The organism is Anaerostipes sp. MSJ-23, from assembly GCF_018918155.1.
Lineage (GTDB): Bacteria > Bacillota > Clostridia > Lachnospirales > Lachnospiraceae > Anaerostipes.
The window spans coordinates 1-15,835 of record NZ_JAHLPY010000026.1 but is presented as its reverse complement, the minus strand read 5'-3'; the positions used below and the strand labels follow the sequence as shown (position 1 = coordinate 15,835).

The window sequence follows — 15,835 nt, the reverse complement described above, 5'->3', positions numbered from 1 at the left end:
CTGGAAGAAGCTGATCGTTTCCCATATAATCGCGCTTCAAGCGCATAAAAGTAGCGTCATGATCCGTTTTGGAATAGCTGTTTCTTTCTTCGCCACAAATTTTTATATGACATGCATAGGTTTTCAGACGCTCCTGGTATTCCTGCAACTTTTCGAATTGTTTTTGCCGAATATCTTTTCTATGACCGCGTCCGAAAACAAACGAGCTTTCATCAAGTTTGGTTGCTTTTTTGTACAATAATACTTAATTTTTTTGTTTGTCATAACTTTAGACTATCACGACAATTCATCCTGACGTCTGCAAAACCTTAAAATTCTACTGCATTGATTTCCCGCAATGCCTTTATTCCACAAATAGAATACTAATCATTTTTGCTAACACAAGTAGACAAAGCCACCCCGGAAACTCCCATATACAATCCATATATAAGGACCAAATCAAAAATCATATTGACAATCGCTCCACTCATATATTTTTCCTTGTCATAAGCTGATAAAAATACGACCACAGTCCATCCGATGCCTGTAGCTAGTGCAACTGCTTTTAATCCCATAATTTCGATCCATGCATACGACAGCACAACACAGACTGAAATCTATAAGATCGTCCCGATCACTGGTACTTCGACTCTTCCGATTCCTCGAAAATATGCGACAAATGTACTTCCTGTAAAGCAAAGAAAATAAAAAATTGAAATGACAATTATATATTGTCCTGCATTTTCTAATACATTCTTAGATGAGCTTCCCATCAGCCATAGAACTGCCATTTTCCTTATAAAAATCATCAAAATGGATAATACCACTGCCAATGCAAACATGATCTTCCATCCTTTTCGAAGACCTGCTCTCACTCTTTCTTGATCTCCGACACCATGATTTTGCGCTACAAATACAGAAATCGAAGCTGCTCCACTATCACTAAATGAGTTTGCAAATCCTTCAATCCGCATCGTTGCCGTATAAGCTGTTATCATATCCGTTCCTCCAGTATTGACGGCACCCTGGACTAGTAGTTTTCCAATATAAAGACTTGATTGGTGCAATGCAGATACCAAACCAAACTTTGCTGTTTTTTTCATTAGATATTCATCCATGATTAAATCTTTGCTGTGAAAGAAAAATTCTGAATGTTTCTTTTTCATAACACAAACACAGGATACTGATGCTGCAAGTTGTGCTGTTACCGTTGCCATTGCAGTCCCTGAAGTCCCCATATGAAATTCTGCTGCAAATACAAGATCAAGCACTGTATTTAAGGCCATCGCAATAAGCAAAGTATACAATGGTGTTTTTGTATCTCCTGCTGCCTGCAACATTGCTGCACAGCAATTATAAAAAAATGTAATCGGCATCCCTGCCAACAAGAAACTTTCCCTTCGAAGTCTTTCCCATTTTTTCTGTCCGTATAACTGTGCAAAAATAATTGAGATTCCATTACATCCGCCATTTAACATAAAAATAAACAAATTCATCACACTGCCCGCAACTCCAACTGCCGCAAATGCAGTATTTCCAACATATCTTCCTACGATCATTGAATCAATGGTATTATAAAACTGCTGCAGTATATTTCCTATGATCAACGGCAGTATTAATGAAATTAATTGTACTGTTATTTTCCCACGCAGTAAATCTTTTGTGCTGTTCATTCTTATCCTCTTCCTCAACATTTCCTGTCTGTTACAAACCGTTGGCAGGAAGCCTTAGAAATCAAAGAAATGAATCACCACGCACTTTTAAAGCTATCAGCGATCAATAGTGTCGCCAGCTATCTTTTGCCTGAAGTATTTCGAAATCTCTCCCATGGACTCGATAAGATTCAAATTTGTTTTCGACATTGCCATTTTTCCGAAGCTTATGATTATGTCGCAGATGGAATCGTTGATCTGGCCTTAATATCTAATACCCGCTATTATCCAAATCTTGAAACCATTCCTCTCTTTCAAGAACCAATGGTTCTTTTAACAAATAAGCGTTGCTTATCCCAATATTGTCTCTCCAGAATCTTTGAATCCTTACAATGAGATTTTTCTTCCGTGGAATCCAAAATATCAGTCATGGCATGACCACTGGTTCGGTGCTGCTGCTTTATATCGCGCTTTTACTGATCAGATGAATTTATTAGAAGATTTTCTTTCGTGGAAAAACACCTGGGCTATCGCTCCATTTTCTGTTGCTGATCCTATCAGTAAACTCTCTTATGTTTCAACACACACAATAGACCATGCACCTTCTGACCGCATGATCTATTATGTAAAAAAAGTTAATCGAGAGATCCGTTTTGAAAAAGTCTTATTTCAGGTTTTAAAAAATAAATTGAAAAAATATCCTAAGATCCATGTTGTTTTTTAAAATAAATCCAACATATTATCTAGATATACTTCTTCCCTGATATGTATCTGATACTCAGGTTTTACCATATAATATAGTAGCATTTCCAAAACCAATGCACTTCCAAGTCCTCGTCCCTCAATCTTAAAATTTGAAAATCCCATTGGCAAATATATATTCTTAATGTCATCAATGCCAATAAATGCTGAATTCGCCATTGCTTTTGAAAAACGATATCCATGATCTGCATCTGGTGCATGACAAATATGCTCTGGAATATTTTCTCCCAGATTTTTACGGCTGACTATTTCATAACATTGTTTTCTGTCCTTGCATCCAAACCAGCAACATTCATTACATAAAAATTCTACTTTGTCTTTTTCTTTTTTTGAAAGTGTATTTAACTTTTCAAAAGCTTTATTCAAGCGAAAATCTGGTACGACATAAAGAAAGTCTTTGTTTTTTACTTCATTTTGAAATTCTTGAAAATCTGTTAAAACTTTCGTTGTGGAAGACACAAAATATAGTTCTGGATAATTACTTTTCAAATATTCAAGTAATAAATCAGAATGAACAATTACACCATTTCTTTTCTCACCAGTTTTTCCAAAAAGTTTACATAATTCATTACATTTCTTATCTGTGAGATGTTCTTTCTTAAGTAAACTATTGCTAAACGTCAGTCGTGCTGAAATTTCGTATTCCTGCATAAGTTTTAAAACTTCTTCCGAATTATCATATCCAAAACCTACACGACCTCCTCCCCAGATACAATCTGCTGGAGAACCATAGATGGAACTGATTTCACACCATTCGTAAAAATATTCTCTGTGTTGCCTATATAATGGTAAAAATACACGGTACAGTTCATAAAATTCAAACAAACCTGGAAGATGATAATATGCTTTCGTATCCAATTGTTTCATATATATAATACACTTTCTACCTATTCTTTTTCGTTTAATAATTTGTTGACTCTCTCAATAGAAAATTACTTATCATTGTAAATTATATTTGTATCATACCATAAAATTAACAACTCTGTATTATTTATTTTTCTTATAGACTTTTTCCAGAAATGGTTGTAAGCTACAACTATGAAAAGTTTAAATTAAAATAAAAGGGAGAGATCAAAATGTCAAAATGGCTAGACAATGCTATATTTTATGAAATTTATCCGCAATCTTTTAACGATACTAATGCGGATGGAATCGGAGATTTTCATGGAATTATCGAGAAACTTGATTACATTAAAGAACTAGGGTGTAATGCAATCTGGATCAACCCGTGTTTTCTTTCTCCATTCGGTGATGCTGGATATGATGTTGCAGACTATTGCCGCGTAGCGCCTCGATATGGAACAAATGAAGATCTAAAACAAGTTTTTGAAGAAGCACATAAACGTAACATGCACGTTTTGCTTGATTTAGTTCCTGGACATACATCTGTAGAACATTCATGGTTTAAAGAATCTATGAAAGCAGAAAAAAATGAATTTACTGATCGTTATATTTGGACTAATAGTATTTGGGAGTCACCAGAAGGAATGGCAAGTCTACGTGGAATTTCTGATCGTGACGGCTCATGCGCTATCAACTTCTTTTCTCACCAGCCTGCATTAAACTATGGCTTCTATCAACCAGATCCTGAAAAGCCATGGCAACAATCATTTGATGATAAGGGGCCTCAGGCAACACTTGCCGCAATGGAAGATGTAATGAGATTCTGGTTGAATATGGGCTGTGATGGTTTCCGTGTTGACATGGCTGGTTCTCTGGTAAAAAATGATCCTGAAGGGAAAGGAACGATTCGTCTATGGCAACAGGTAAGAAAATTCCTGGATGCAGAATTCCCGGATGCAGCAATGGTGTCCGAGTGGGGTGAACCAGATAAATCTTTATTAGGTGGATTCCACATGGATTTTCTGCTTCATTTCGGACCATCTCATTACAACGATCTATTCCGCTGTGATGAACCATTTTTCTCTAAACGTGGAAAAGGTGATATTTCTGCATTTGTCGAAACTTATAAGAAAAACTATGAGAAAACAGCAAGAAAAGGACTGATCTGTATTCCATCCGGAAATCACGATATGGACCGTCTTTCCCGCCGTCTGCAATGCGATGAGTTAAAAATTGCTTTTGCTTTCCTGCTTTCCATGCCAGGTGCACCATTTATTTATTATGGAGACGAAATTGGTATGCGCTATGTAGAAGGTCTGAAATCTGTAGAAGGAGGTTACAATCGTACAGGCTCCCGCTCTCCAATGCAATGGGATGACAGCACGAATGCCGGATTTTCCACGGCTCCATCAAATGATCTTTACATACCTATGGATCCAAACAAAAACCGTCCAACTGCAAAAGCTTCCATAGAAAATCCAGACTCCCTGTACCATGAAATCAAAAAACTGATCCAAATACGTCAGAGCCATGAGTCCTTAAAGAGCCGCGGAACCATTGAATTTGTCTATGCCAAGAAAGATCAATATCCACTGGCTTATCTTCGTGAATCAGAAAATGAAAAAATCCTAGTGGTCATTAATCCATCTGCGCAGGCACAAAGCTTTGATTATAATTGCACTTTTAAAGAAACAATCTACAGTTTTGGTGGTGAAGCCAATGCTGAAAATCAGATTGTAACCATTCCAGGACAGTCTGTTGGATTTTATCGAATTTAAAAATATCGCAAAAAATGAATCTCCCAGAGAAAGCCTTCTAAATAAAAAGTTTTCTCTGGGAGTTAATTCTCCTATCTGCCATTTTTCTCAAATCCAGCAAAAAAATACATATGATTATTCTTTAATTCCAATGAAATCGTTGGCCTAATTATTGGGCAAGAAACTTTTCCCATATTTCGAATTAAGAACATTTGCCTGCATTACAGACACTTAAAAAATTAGATTTTCTCCAAGTGCATATCGAATAAATTTTATTTCCAAAGATTAATACTCAAACTCTACGACTCTGCATCCCTCACAGCAGTCAGCTTCTATTTTTGTCTTGTGACCTGCCTTTAGTTGTGTGATCTGTACAAATTCTTTTGTTTTTTTGCGATTACAAATACCAATAGATAACAAAAAATTTTTAATTGAACCTGAAACCTCAATCTGGACTTTTCAGTTGATACAAGGTATATATCTCATTCTTGTAAATATTTATATAATCATTTTTTATACATGCTTTTACAAATTGGTTTTCTATTTTTACATCAGAATTTGTTACAATGTATTTTGGTTTATGATCTTCAAACATATTTTCTATATCTTTTGCAATGTGATCTGACAGACCAGAAAAAAGATCTGCTGTAATACAATATTTGTTATATGGCTTCAATCCAGACAACAATAGCCACTGTGAGTTCGTTTCATAATTATATACACTCTTTCGTTCCTCTTTCGGAATTTTTTCTAAAATATCCTTCACCTGCAACTGTGCTTTATAACCATAAGTTCCTCTTCCATAGGAATCAAGTCTTTCTATTTTTTCTGCTATTTTCCCAAATGAAGTTTTCGCTCTTTTCTGCGCATTTAATCCTACTGCAGCGACAATCCTTCCAGAATATGGAACAAAATAAACTAAATTAAAAATAATCGCTACACTCAAAAAAATAGACATTCTTTTTCTAATATCATTCATATCTTCCAGATATACCCACCATATCCAAAATGCTGCCAATATACTTGGAATAAGTATCTGATAGTAATGTATATATGCATTGCCCATATTTAACGTTATAAACATTATCCTGAATTATTCACGACTTCGTCGTGTTAGCGACTGAAAGTCGCATAGTTACTATATTTTTATCAAATTTTTCTCTTCATCTATTTTTACACAAACTGACTTTCATCTGCTTCATTATACCATAAATAAAGCTAATTTATAAAAGTTCGTGTTTATAGAATAAAGACATTCCAATCTCTGATTTACTTAAGATACATATCTAATATCTTCAGATTTCACTATATAATGATGCAAGAATCTTTAGCAGCAGTCCATTATCATCTTTTCACATCTTTCATATCCCAATTGTGAACTGTTTAAAGTTAGTGTATAATTCCGTGCCATTCCCCATTTCTGTTCTGTATAGAAATTATAATTGGTCATACGGCGCTTATCTATATCTGCCATCATTTTTACTGCACCATTCTCTGTGACATGGTACAGACTGCATATACGCTGTATTTTTTCTTTGATATCTCCATGTATAAATACATTTAGTACATCATCTCTGTCTTTCAAAATAAAGTCTGCATTTCTTCCTATGATCACACAGCTCTCTTTTTCTGCAATTTTCAAAATTACCTTTCTCTGAGCTTCATATACCATATCTTCTACTGATTTTCCTGTGATATCTCTCCCTGAAAAAGCGTATGCAAATAATCCTTTCTTTGGCGATAATTCCGCATTTTTCTGAATATACTCTGGTGATAGTCCAGATTTCTCAGCAATCTGACTGATAATATCTTCGTTATAATAGGTAATTCCTAGTTTCTTTGCTACTTCTTCGCCAATAAAACGTCCACCGCTTCCAAACTCTCTACTGATTGTAATAATTCTTTTTGTCATTGCCCATTCCCCCTTAATTTAGATTTTCTACTTTATTCTTTTTTATTTTCTTTAAAAATGCATAGCCTGCCATACATGCAACGAGCTCCGTTATCGGAAATGCCCACCAGATCAGTGAAACACCCATCTGACCATTTCTTGCAAAAATTGAAAAAATTCCTGCCAATGGTAAGATGATCACAAGCTGTCTGAGAAGTGAGATTACAAGTGACTCAATACCACCGTCCAATGCCTGATAGATTCCCTGATATGCCACGTTAATTCCAGCAAAAATAAAACTGATCGAGATAATCCTCATCGCTCCAATAAAATATTCTCTTGATTGTCCTGAATTAAACAATGTTGCAAATGCATCTGGGAAAATTTCTGTAATAAGAATACCTAAAATCATTAGTACTGTTGTGTATATGAGTCCATATTTAATTCCATCCCCGATTCTTTTTTTACTTCCCATTCCGTATGCAAAAGCTATGATTGGCGTGATTGCATCTCTCAATCCAAATGCAAGGAATAATACAAACTGCTGTACTTTGTAGAACAATCCATAGGCTGTCTGTGCGGATGGGCTGAATTTCAAAATAAGATTCATTGCATAAACCATCATGGACATCAAGGCCTGTGCAATGATCGCCGGAAGACCGATTGCATATATTTCTTTTATAATCCTTGCATTTGGTTTCATGTATTTCACTCCATGTTCAAATTCTTTATTTAATTTCATATGGAAAATAAATAACAACACTGCCGATGCCGCCTGTCCAATGACTGTTGCATAGGCAGCACCTTGTACTCCCATTTCTGGAACAGGTCCAATCCCATAAATCATGATCGGATCAAGAATAATATTTACCACAGCGCCCACTACCTGACCAATTGTCGAATAGAGAGAACGCCCTGTTGCCTGTAACAGTTTTTCAAATAACGAAAAGAAAATAATTCCAAAAGAGATCACGCAGCATATTCTCAAATAACTTGTTCCCATGGAAATAACCTGCGGATCAACCGTCTGTGAAGAGATGTATGCCTTTACTCCAGAAATTCCAAAGATCAAACAGACTACATAAATGATCACCCCTAAAAACAAACTGTTTCCTGCAACTTTTGCGGCCTTTTTATTGTTTCCCTGTCCAAGTGTCCTTGCAAGAAGTGCATTCGTTCCTACTCCTGTTCCAATTCCTACTGCGACCATAAGCATTTGAATCGGAAATACCAGTGTCAGTGCATTTAATGCTGCTTCACTCCCTGTTCTCATGTTTCCTACAAAGGCACTGTCTACAATATTGTAAACCGCCTGTAATGCCATGGATAAGATCATTGGTATTCCCATCTGAATCATCAACTTATTGACTGGGATATCTTTCATCTTGTTACTTTCTGCCATCTTAGTTTCATCCTCCTTCTTTTCATAAAAAAAGTGTGAGCTGTCAGATAAGCTGGACTTACGCTGATTAGCTACACACTTTTTAATGGCATCTATATTTATTTTATAAAATAAAAAAACGAGCAACAAAACTGGATTTACGCTAGTTTGCTACTCGTTTGCCTATTATTATATTTCTGTTTTTCAAAAAAGTCAAATAAAATATTTAATACAAGAAGGCAGAAACTTAACTATCATTGCTCACTATTTTTTCTCACACTTTCATATAAATAATAAAAAATGAACTTAAAAAACCCATTTTACTGGGCTTTTTCATAATCATATCTTTAATCTGCGTTATCTAGATCTAGGCAATTTCCCAATCACTGCCTGGGCTTTTTCCAGTTCTTTCCTTTCAACAAAGATTTCATACTATATGGACTGTCCCATGGGATTACCTGCACTTCCAAAATTCCCACGAAGTGTTTCTCTTCTTGTCCATCTTCCCAAATGATTGTATGTTTTATATTTGTACTTGACCCTTTCTCTATCCAGAGCATCTCTAATTACATTAAATTGCATCATATCTATTCCAATCCATAAACTTTCTGAGTTAAAATTTGTCTGGAAAATGCAACACTCTTATAAAAATCGTTAACTATTCTTCCTCTTTCTCATAATCAATAATAATCTTTTTACAATCCTGACATCGATAAGCAACCGTTTCATATTCTAAAGGTTGATCTGCAAACCACCCAGAAAGAACTGCTACCATTCTCTTTTTCCTATTCCATCCAAAACCATGTTTTGATTGGATATATCCCTTCTCCATTTCTTTCTTACAATATGGACAATTCATCCTCATTCCCTCCTTTAAATTTTGCTTTATAAATAATTTATCTGTTGCATGGTTATAAGCCTTTATATCTCTCACTTGGAAAGGATTCGTATTTGCCAAAAAACTGATTGCCTTCTTTGAGCAGAAACTACTGATTCCAATACCAATCAAAATACAACCTTCGATCGACCCGACCATATGATAACTCCTATCATTCTTCCCTCCATTCTTTTAATGCAGCTGAAAGCCTTTTATCAATATCTTTCCTGGTTGCCTCACATTCATCTGGATATTCTTTAGCAGCTCTGAAGATAAATCTCATCACAAATTTAAGTCCTATAGGCAGTGCCATACGAAGCAATGATTCCGGCAGCACAAAATGAGTTCCATGTTCATAGACAAGTGGTACATATTGGCATGTATGAGGACGTTCCTTTAAGCGTTTGTCCATACGGCGAATATATTTTCCTGCTTCCCAGAAGGAATCATCATCTGCACCTACAAGAAACAGTCTCCCTTTTATATTCTCAACCTTAATCATTTCCTCTTCCGTATGTTCTCTTGCTTTTTCAGAATCAATAAACAAGCAGGTACTGCGTTCAATATCGCCAGAACCCTTTGTCTCTTCTTCAACTTTCTTCCAGTATACCGGATGTTCATACACAAACGGCATATAAGCAAGAGGCCTTTCCTTCCAGGAAAGAGTGGAAGCGCCTGGAACCGGCCATTCCTTACATCCATCTTTTTTCCCCTGTTCAAATCCCTGCCATACAAAATCACTTGGTGTAAGTCCAAAGGTCAATGTAATATCTGTGAAAAAAGAAGCCGCAACAAGAGCATCCATACCAGCCGTACTCATTCCCATAATCCCAATTTTACGATTTCCATTGTTTTTCAGCTATTTAACCGCTGTCTCAATTCTTTCTAACAGATAATTTACATGACTGTAATTTTTCTTTCCGGGAGACATACAAAGAGTATTCACACCATTTTTATGTAACCATTTTGCACCACACTTTGCCATAAAATCATTGGGATCATCTCCAAATAATCCAATGACTGCACAATCTGAACCTCTGGGATTTTTATAATAAGTTCCGTAGAAACCATCTTTTTCGGTTTCAAAAAACTGCTTTTTCATAGATTTCCCTCCAGTACCTTTATTTGTGGCATGTCAAAATACCTTTTAAACTTCCAATTGATTACTTATATTTTACCATAAATTTCTGTTTGCTATCTATTTTTTCCCATAAATGATTCCCATTCCACTTATCATCCACGGTGTTGTTACAAATCTTGGAATAAAATCCAATTTCTTTTCCAGATTACCTATGTAATGCACTTCCGAAACGCCTTCTGCTCTTAATATGTCGACAAACTCATTCATATCCCCATATAATGTTTTCTGTGAAAACATATCCTGAAAAGAAAATACTCCACCTTTTTTTACTACCCTGAGTGCTTCTTTTACAACATCTCGTTTATCTTTTGCCGTGCGTACTTCATGAAACACAAAATTACTTACTGTCGCATCAAATGCTTCATCAGGAAAATCCATTTTTGCTGCATCTCCTTTTTGAAAAGATATACGGTCTGCAACACCTTCAATCTTGGCATTTTTCTCACACTGTTCTTTTGCATAGTTCCACTCAGCTCCCCAGTAGTCCATCGCAGTGATCTGTGCCTTTGGAAAAGCATTTGCACAACGAACGGTAAGTGCTGCCGCTCCACATCCGATATCAAGTAGTTTACCTTCACCATCCCAATCAAGATGATCTACCAGATGTTCATGTACCCCTGCCATCATATTCCCTTTTCCAAATGCAAATGTTTCATGGCAAATCAGCATATAAACGGCCATAGCAAATGTCAGTATGCAGATAATTCCTGCTGCAATCTCAATCAAGGGTTCCATTAATATCACTTGTACAGCCACAGCAATGACACCAAAAATGACTGCAACCCCAAACAGCATATACAGAGCCTTTTCAGGTACCCAGTTTCCATAATTTGTTTTTTCCTTCATGTTTTTCCCTTCTCTTATGTTAGTATATACTAACCATCATATACATTATAATAATAATTTTCCTCCCCAAAACACACCAAATCTTCAAAAAGAGCCGTCAAATGAATAATTTCATAAATCATAAATATGACGGCATCTTTTTTATTACATATAACTTTAATATCTTGGTGTTAGCTCTACATACATATCTTTGTACTGTTTTGCACTTGTTTCCCAGGAAACATCTTTGTCCATATCGCGAATCACCATATCATCCCAGTTTTCTCTGTTCTCAAAATAGCATGTCTTTGCTCTATTGATCGTATCATAAAGGAGTCCGCTTTCATATCTATCAAATGTAAAACCATTTCCTGTATTATCAAACATGTTATATGGCTGAACCGTATCTCTAAGTCCACCTGTTTCCCTGACGATTGGGATCGCACCATATCTCATGGCAATCAACTGTGTAAGTCCACAAGGTTCAAATCTTGATGGTACTAAAAGTGCATCACATCCTGAATAAATGTTGTGAGCCACATTTTCATTGTAAGCAATATAAGCACAGAAACTACCTTTATATTGATTCTCGTAAGAGCAAAATGCGTCTTCATACCAAGAGTCACCAGTACCCAGGACAATCACCTGTGTATTTCCGTCCATAACACCTGGGATTACGTCATTTACCAGATCCAGACCTTTTTGGTTTGTAAGACGGGAAATAAGTCCGATTACCATCTTATGTTCATCTACTTCTAAGCCCAAAGATTCCTGCAGTGCTTTTTTATTAATCTTCTTATTTTCTATCGCTGTTTTTGCATCGTAATTAGCTTTTAACAGTTTGTCTGTGGATGGATTCCAAATATTAACGTCGATGCCATTTACAATTCCTCTGATCTTATTTTGATGATATCTTAAATGTTCTGCAAGACCTTCTCCATATTCCTCTGTCTGAATCTCTCCAGCATAAGTATTACTTACCGTTGTAAGTCTATTACAGTAAGTGATACCACCTTTTAACATGTTAGCATCCAGCCAGTTCTGAATCAGGCAGTCCTTATTAAATACATAATCAGGAAGACCTGACCAGTATTGAATCATTTTTCTATCATAGATACCTTGAAATTTTAGGTTATGTATGGTAAGTACTGCACTTGCACGTCCTACATTCGTATCTTTAAAGAATGTTCTTAGGTAAAGTGGTACTAAAGCTGCCTGCCAATCATGGCAATGTACTACATCCGGAACCCAATCCAGATAATTCAGTGCAGCAAGAGCAGTCTTGGAAAAATAACAGAACTTTGGAATATCGTCTATGAGATTCGTATATGGATTACCCCAGGAGAAGAATTCATCATTATCGATGAAATCATAAACAACACCGTCTTCTTGATATTCCATAATACCGACATAGTATTGTCTTCCATCAGAGCAAAGATCCATATAGAAAGATCCTTTATATTCCATCTTTTCTTGATATTCCCAAGGAATACATTTGTATCTTGGAATGATCACTTTCACATCGACATTTAATTTTGCCAGACTCTTTGGCAGTGCAGACATGACATCTCCCAGTCCACCTGTTTTCACAAATGGATAACATTCTGAGCCAATGAATGCAACACTTCTCCGTGGACCAAGATCAGGCTGTTCAATTACATGATTTTCTTCAACCGGTGTTTCTTTTTTGATTTCTTCTTTTTGTTCTGGTTGAGCAACCGCTTCTTTTGTTATTGCAGTTTCTGTTTTCAAAGCCGCCTTCTTTTTTGTTTTTGTATTTTCTACTGTTATGGCCGCCGCCTTTTTCGTTTCTGTACTTTCTACTGTTGGAACTACAGTCACTTCTTTATCCGTATTTTTTACTGTAGAAGCAGCCGCTTTTTTCGTTCTGTTTTTTGTATTAGTTTTTGTCTTGCTTCTTGTTCTGGTTTTTCTGCTCATATTTGCCTCCAATCTGCAACATAAGTCATGCGGTCTGCAATGAATTTTAATGATATGTTTATTATATCACAAAAATAATGGCACTGTATATCACTTTAATCATATACAGTACCTTTTCAAGAATAAATTCTTTTTTATTATCTAGGCTGTTTCCACATGACTGCCTGTGCTTTTTCTAATTCTTTCCTGTCTACAAAAATTTCATACTGTACAGACTGTCCCACAGGATTACCTGCACTTCCAAAGTTCCCTCGAAGTGTTCCAGCCCCTGCCCATTCTCCCAGATGATTATATGTTTTATATTTGTACTTGATTTTTTCTTTGTCCAGAGCATCTCTGATCACGTTAAATTGCACCATGTCTGTTCCGATCCATAAGCTTTCTGAATTAAATATTGTAAGCATACTTTCCTCCCTTCTTGCAAGTTCCAATTTTACTTAACTGGACTTTTGCAACCCTCTTGTGAAAAATTTCTTTGTTTATTTTATTGTTTATATTATATCACAAATCTCACACATTGATATTGATTTCTGCAATCTAACAAATATCCACACAATCCATGATCATCTTCTCGCACCTTGCATCCCCTAACTGTGAGCTGTTTAACGACAATGTTTCCTAGCCATCCCCCATTTTTGTTTCGTATAAAAACTGTAATTTGTCCTTCGCCTTTTATCTGTATCTTTTATAAGTTTTACTGCCCCATCTTCCGTAACATCATATAACTTGCAAATACGTTTGACCTTCTCCGGCATATCTCCATGTATAAACACATTTAACACATCTTTTCTATCCTTTAATATAAAATCAGCATTTCTTCCAATCATAACACATGGTTCTTTTTCTGCAATTTCCAATATCACCTTTCTCTATGCCCCATACAGCATATCATCCACGGATTTTCCAGTTATATCACGACCTGAAAATGCATATGCAAAGAATCCTTTTTTCGAAAATAATTCTGCATTTTCTTTGATATATTCTGGTGATAATCCGGATTGCTGTGCGATCTGATCTATGATATTTTCACTGTAATAGGAAATTCCAAGCTGTTTTGCAACTTCTTCTCCGCTAAAACAACCACCACTTCCAAATTTTCTGCTGATTGTAATGATTCTTTTCGCCATAATTTCTTTCTGCTTCTTAATGTGTTAACCGATCCACTTTTGTTTTTCGGATCTTCTTTAAAAAGACAAATCCGATCAGACATGCTGCAAGTTCTGTAATTGGGAATGCCCACCAGATCAAAGATACTCCTGCCTGATCATTTCTTAGACTGAAAAAATTCCTGCCAGTGGTAAAATGATCACAAGCTATCCAAGCAACGAAATAATCAATGATTCCATACCTTCATCTAATGCCTGATATACTACATTGATTCCTGCGAAAATAAAACTGATTGAGATAATTCTCATTGCTCCGATAAAGTATTCTCTGGAATTTCCTGCATTAAATTATGATTTCCCTGTCCGAGTTGTCCTTGCAAAAAGTGTATTTGTTCCTACTCCGGTTCCAATTCCTACCGCAACCATCAACATCTGAACTGAGAATACCAGCGTTAAGTCATTTAGGACTGCCCACTTCCTGCTCTCATGTTACCTACAAAGACACTATCTACAATATAAAATGCCATCGATAAGATCATTTAAAATAAAAAAAGTGGTAGTTAATCAGAATAAGCTGGACTTATGTTGATTAGCTACACACTTTTTAATTATATTTTGATTTTTTTAAAAAGTTAAAGGCTTTTTCGTTCTTTCTTCCTATATTCAGATAGCCTTTTATCAAACCACTTCCGAAAAGCTTCTGCATAATAGCTGCTTCCTGAAAATCCAACTATCTGCGCAATTTCGGTTATCGTCATATCTGTATTTTTCAAATACCAGGTACTTTGATGTAGCCTATATCGGATTAAATATGTGTTCGGTGTCACACCGATATACTGATCAAACAATTTACAACATTTACTTTGACCAACCATCCCTGCCTTTGCAATATCAGTAAGCGTTATTTTCTTTTTATAAAATTTTTGAATATATCCGATCATATTTTTAAGAAGCGTAAAATCGCTGTTTTGTTTCTTCGATGGAAGCGTTGTTTCTGAATTTTTGTAAATAAGAGACCAGATTTTATAAAACGAAGACAAAATTATTAATGGTGCCGTTGTATCTTCTTTTTCTCGATACATACTCTGAATCAGTTCTAACATATCTTTTTGCCACTGTAGATCTTTGGATAATTTTATATATGATATATTTTCATTTCTCAGCAACGGAATTACATACTTTTGTTCCAGATCCTGCGTGGAACAAAGCATCATGGGATGTATGAGAATGCAAATAAACTCACATTCTTCTTTTGTTTTTGAGAAGCCATAATGAAGCTACCTTGAATTGATAAATATTCCTTCGTCTTGTTGTATGGTAACGATTTCACCATTCACATTATATTCCATTTTGCCTTGCAAAACAGTTATCAATTCTATATCATCATGCCAATGTGGTGGTGCCTCAAAGTTATGGTAGGATGAAAGCATTGATTTTCGAATATAAATGGGGTATTCGTCAAAATCATAGTGTACGATTTCTGAGCGGTCATCTTTTAAGTCAACAGATATCATATATCTTCACCTCGCAGGATTGTTATTAATTATTGTAGGATATTGACTGTTGTGATATAACATAGTTGTAACACCTCGACCTAATAAGATATAATCTTAGGAGGAAACGAGGTATGTTACAAATGAGTAAACACTATGAACCAGAATTCAAAAAGAAGATTGTACG

At 35.7% G+C, this 15,835-nt stretch carries 16 protein-coding genes and 3 pseudogenes; 2 read left to right on the top strand and 17 right to left on the bottom strand.

Annotated elements, in window-relative coordinates:
• From KQI71_RS12105 to KQI71_RS12100, 3 genes and pseudogenes are all read right to left on the bottom strand, one after another.
• Positions 1–238: pseudogene (locus KQI71_RS12105) on the bottom strand (IS1182 family transposase); the annotation flags it as partial.
• Positions 239–362: 124 nt separating this feature from the next.
• Complete coding sequence (locus tag KQI71_RS12645) at positions 363–554, bottom strand: hypothetical protein (RefSeq protein WP_253288098.1); 192 nt, start codon at positions 552–554, stop codon at positions 363–365.
• Positions 555–596: 42 nt separating this feature from the next.
• A complete protein-coding gene (locus tag KQI71_RS12100; RefSeq protein WP_253288096.1) occupies positions 597–1,652 on the bottom strand; it encodes an MATE family efflux transporter in 1,056 nt (351 codons plus the stop codon).
• Between the two features lie 69 nt (positions 1,653–1,721).
• Between KQI71_RS12100 and KQI71_RS12095 the strand changes: the two genes are divergently transcribed.
• Entirely contained in the window at positions 1,722–2,027 is a 306-nt protein-coding gene (locus KQI71_RS12095) for a LysR family transcriptional regulator substrate-binding protein (protein WP_216436376.1), read from the top strand.
• A 324-nt stretch (positions 2,028–2,351) separates the two neighbouring features.
• On the opposite strand, the gene KQI71_RS12090 is transcribed toward KQI71_RS12095, so the two are convergent.
• Positions 2,352–3,260 carry a hypothetical protein gene (locus KQI71_RS12090; protein WP_216436375.1) on the bottom strand — a complete coding sequence of 303 codons (909 nt, stop codon included), beginning with the start codon at positions 3,258–3,260 and terminating at the stop codon, positions 2,352–2,354.
• 209 nt (positions 3,261–3,469) lie between these two features.
• Between KQI71_RS12090 and KQI71_RS12085 the strand changes: the two genes are divergently transcribed.
• Positions 3,470–5,014 (top strand): alpha-amylase family glycosyl hydrolase, encoded by a 1,545-nt coding sequence (locus KQI71_RS12085; RefSeq protein WP_216436374.1) that lies wholly within the window; start codon positions 3,470–3,472, stop codon positions 5,012–5,014.
• A 424-nt stretch (positions 5,015–5,438) separates the two neighbouring features.
• On the opposite strand, the gene KQI71_RS12080 is transcribed toward KQI71_RS12085, so the two are convergent.
• The 13 genes and pseudogenes from KQI71_RS12080 to KQI71_RS12025 all read right to left on the bottom strand — a co-directional run bounded on the left by KQI71_RS12080 (position 5,439) and on the right by KQI71_RS12025 (position 15,669).
• Positions 5,439–5,972, bottom strand: a complete 534-nt coding sequence (locus KQI71_RS12080) for a hypothetical protein (RefSeq protein WP_216436373.1) — start codon at positions 5,970–5,972, stop codon at positions 5,439–5,441.
• A 348-nt stretch (positions 5,973–6,320) separates the two neighbouring features.
• A complete protein-coding gene (locus KQI71_RS12075) occupies positions 6,321–6,905 on the bottom strand; it encodes a cytidylate kinase-like family protein (protein WP_216436372.1) in 585 nt (194 codons plus the stop codon).
• Positions 6,906–6,918: 13 nt separating this feature from the next.
• Positions 6,919–8,286 (bottom strand): MATE family efflux transporter, encoded by a 1,368-nt coding sequence (locus tag KQI71_RS12070; protein ID WP_216436371.1) that lies wholly within the window; start codon positions 8,284–8,286, stop codon positions 6,919–6,921.
• 637 nt (positions 8,287–8,923) lie between these two features.
• Positions 8,924–9,301 (bottom strand): PF20097 family protein, encoded by a 378-nt coding sequence (locus KQI71_RS12065; RefSeq protein WP_216436370.1) that lies wholly within the window; start codon positions 9,299–9,301, stop codon positions 8,924–8,926.
• Positions 9,302–9,314: 13 nt separating this feature from the next.
• Positions 9,315–9,971 (bottom strand): acyl-CoA thioester hydrolase/BAAT C-terminal domain-containing protein, encoded by a 657-nt coding sequence (locus tag KQI71_RS12060; RefSeq protein ID WP_330655413.1) that lies wholly within the window; start codon positions 9,969–9,971, stop codon positions 9,315–9,317.
• A 30-nt stretch (positions 9,972–10,001) separates the two neighbouring features.
• Entirely contained in the window at positions 10,002–10,244 is a 243-nt protein-coding gene (locus KQI71_RS12935; protein WP_330655412.1) for a hypothetical protein, read from the bottom strand.
• Between the two features lie 96 nt (positions 10,245–10,340).
• The gene (locus KQI71_RS12055; protein WP_216436369.1) at positions 10,341–11,129 is read right to left on the bottom strand and encodes a class I SAM-dependent methyltransferase; all 789 of its coding nucleotides are present in this window, start codon (positions 11,127–11,129) and stop codon (positions 10,341–10,343) included.
• A gap of 156 nt (positions 11,130–11,285) precedes the next feature.
• Positions 11,286–13,049 carry a glycogen/starch synthase gene (locus tag KQI71_RS12050; protein WP_216436368.1) on the bottom strand — a complete coding sequence of 588 codons (1,764 nt, stop codon included), beginning with the start codon at positions 13,047–13,049 and terminating at the stop codon, positions 11,286–11,288.
• Positions 13,050–13,186: 137 nt separating this feature from the next.
• The gene (locus tag KQI71_RS12045; RefSeq protein WP_216436367.1) at positions 13,187–13,453 is read right to left on the bottom strand and encodes a hypothetical protein; all 267 of its coding nucleotides are present in this window, start codon (positions 13,451–13,453) and stop codon (positions 13,187–13,189) included.
• 133 nt (positions 13,454–13,586) lie between these two features.
• Positions 13,587–14,176, bottom strand: a pseudogene (locus tag KQI71_RS12040) (AAA family ATPase).
• 16 nt (positions 14,177–14,192) lie between these two features.
• Positions 14,193–14,503: pseudogene (locus KQI71_RS13045) on the bottom strand (MATE family efflux transporter); the annotation flags it as partial.
• A 284-nt stretch (positions 14,504–14,787) separates the two neighbouring features.
• The gene (locus KQI71_RS12030; protein WP_216436366.1) at positions 14,788–15,258 is read right to left on the bottom strand and encodes a helix-turn-helix transcriptional regulator; all 471 of its coding nucleotides are present in this window, start codon (positions 15,256–15,258) and stop codon (positions 14,788–14,790) included.
• A 174-nt stretch (positions 15,259–15,432) separates the two neighbouring features.
• Complete coding sequence (locus KQI71_RS12025) at positions 15,433–15,669, bottom strand: cupin domain-containing protein (protein WP_216436365.1); 237 nt, start codon at positions 15,667–15,669, stop codon at positions 15,433–15,435.
• Between the last annotated feature and the right edge of the window lie 166 nt (positions 15,670–15,835).

Coding starts and splice junctions, on each gene's coding strand:
- KQI71_RS12645 (WP_253288098.1), bottom strand. CDS start 554: ATGGGATTAAAAGCAGTTGCACTAGCTACAGGCATCGGATGGACTGTG.
- KQI71_RS12100 (WP_253288096.1), bottom strand. CDS start 1,652: ATGAACAGCACAAAAGATTTACTGCGTGGGAAAATAACAGTACAATTA.
- KQI71_RS12095 (WP_216436376.1), top strand. CDS start 1,722: ATGAATCACCACGCACTTTTAAAGCTATCAGCGATCAATAGTGTCGCC.
- KQI71_RS12090 (WP_216436375.1), bottom strand. CDS start 3,260: ATGAAACAATTGGATACGAAAGCATATTATCATCTTCCAGGTTTGTTT.
- KQI71_RS12085 (WP_216436374.1), top strand. CDS start 3,470: ATGTCAAAATGGCTAGACAATGCTATATTTTATGAAATTTATCCGCAA.
- KQI71_RS12080 (WP_216436373.1), bottom strand. CDS start 5,972: ATGAATGATATTAGAAAAAGAATGTCTATTTTTTTGAGTGTAGCGATT.
- KQI71_RS12075 (WP_216436372.1), bottom strand. CDS start 6,905: ATGACAAAAAGAATTATTACAATCAGTAGAGAGTTTGGAAGCGGTGGA.
- KQI71_RS12070 (WP_216436371.1), bottom strand. CDS start 8,286: ATGGCAGAAAGTAACAAGATGAAAGATATCCCAGTCAATAAGTTGATG.
- KQI71_RS12065 (WP_216436370.1), bottom strand. CDS start 9,301: ATGGTCGGGTCGATCGAAGGTTGTATTTTGATTGGTATTGGAATCAGT.
- KQI71_RS12935 (WP_330655412.1), bottom strand. CDS start 10,244: ATGAAAAAGCAGTTTTTTGAAACCGAAAAAGATGGTTTCTACGGAACT.
- KQI71_RS12055 (WP_216436369.1), bottom strand. CDS start 11,129: ATGAAGGAAAAAACAAATTATGGAAACTGGGTACCTGAAAAGGCTCTG.
- KQI71_RS12050 (WP_216436368.1), bottom strand. CDS start 13,049: ATGAGCAGAAAAACCAGAACAAGAAGCAAGACAAAAACTAATACAAAA.
- KQI71_RS12045 (WP_216436367.1), bottom strand. CDS start 13,453: ATGCTTACAATATTTAATTCAGAAAGCTTATGGATCGGAACAGACATG.
- KQI71_RS12030 (WP_216436366.1), bottom strand. CDS start 15,258: ATGTTAGAACTGATTCAGAGTATGTATCGAGAAAAAGAAGATACAACG.
- KQI71_RS12025 (WP_216436365.1), bottom strand. CDS start 15,669: ATGATATCTGTTGACTTAAAAGATGACCGCTCAGAAATCGTACACTAT.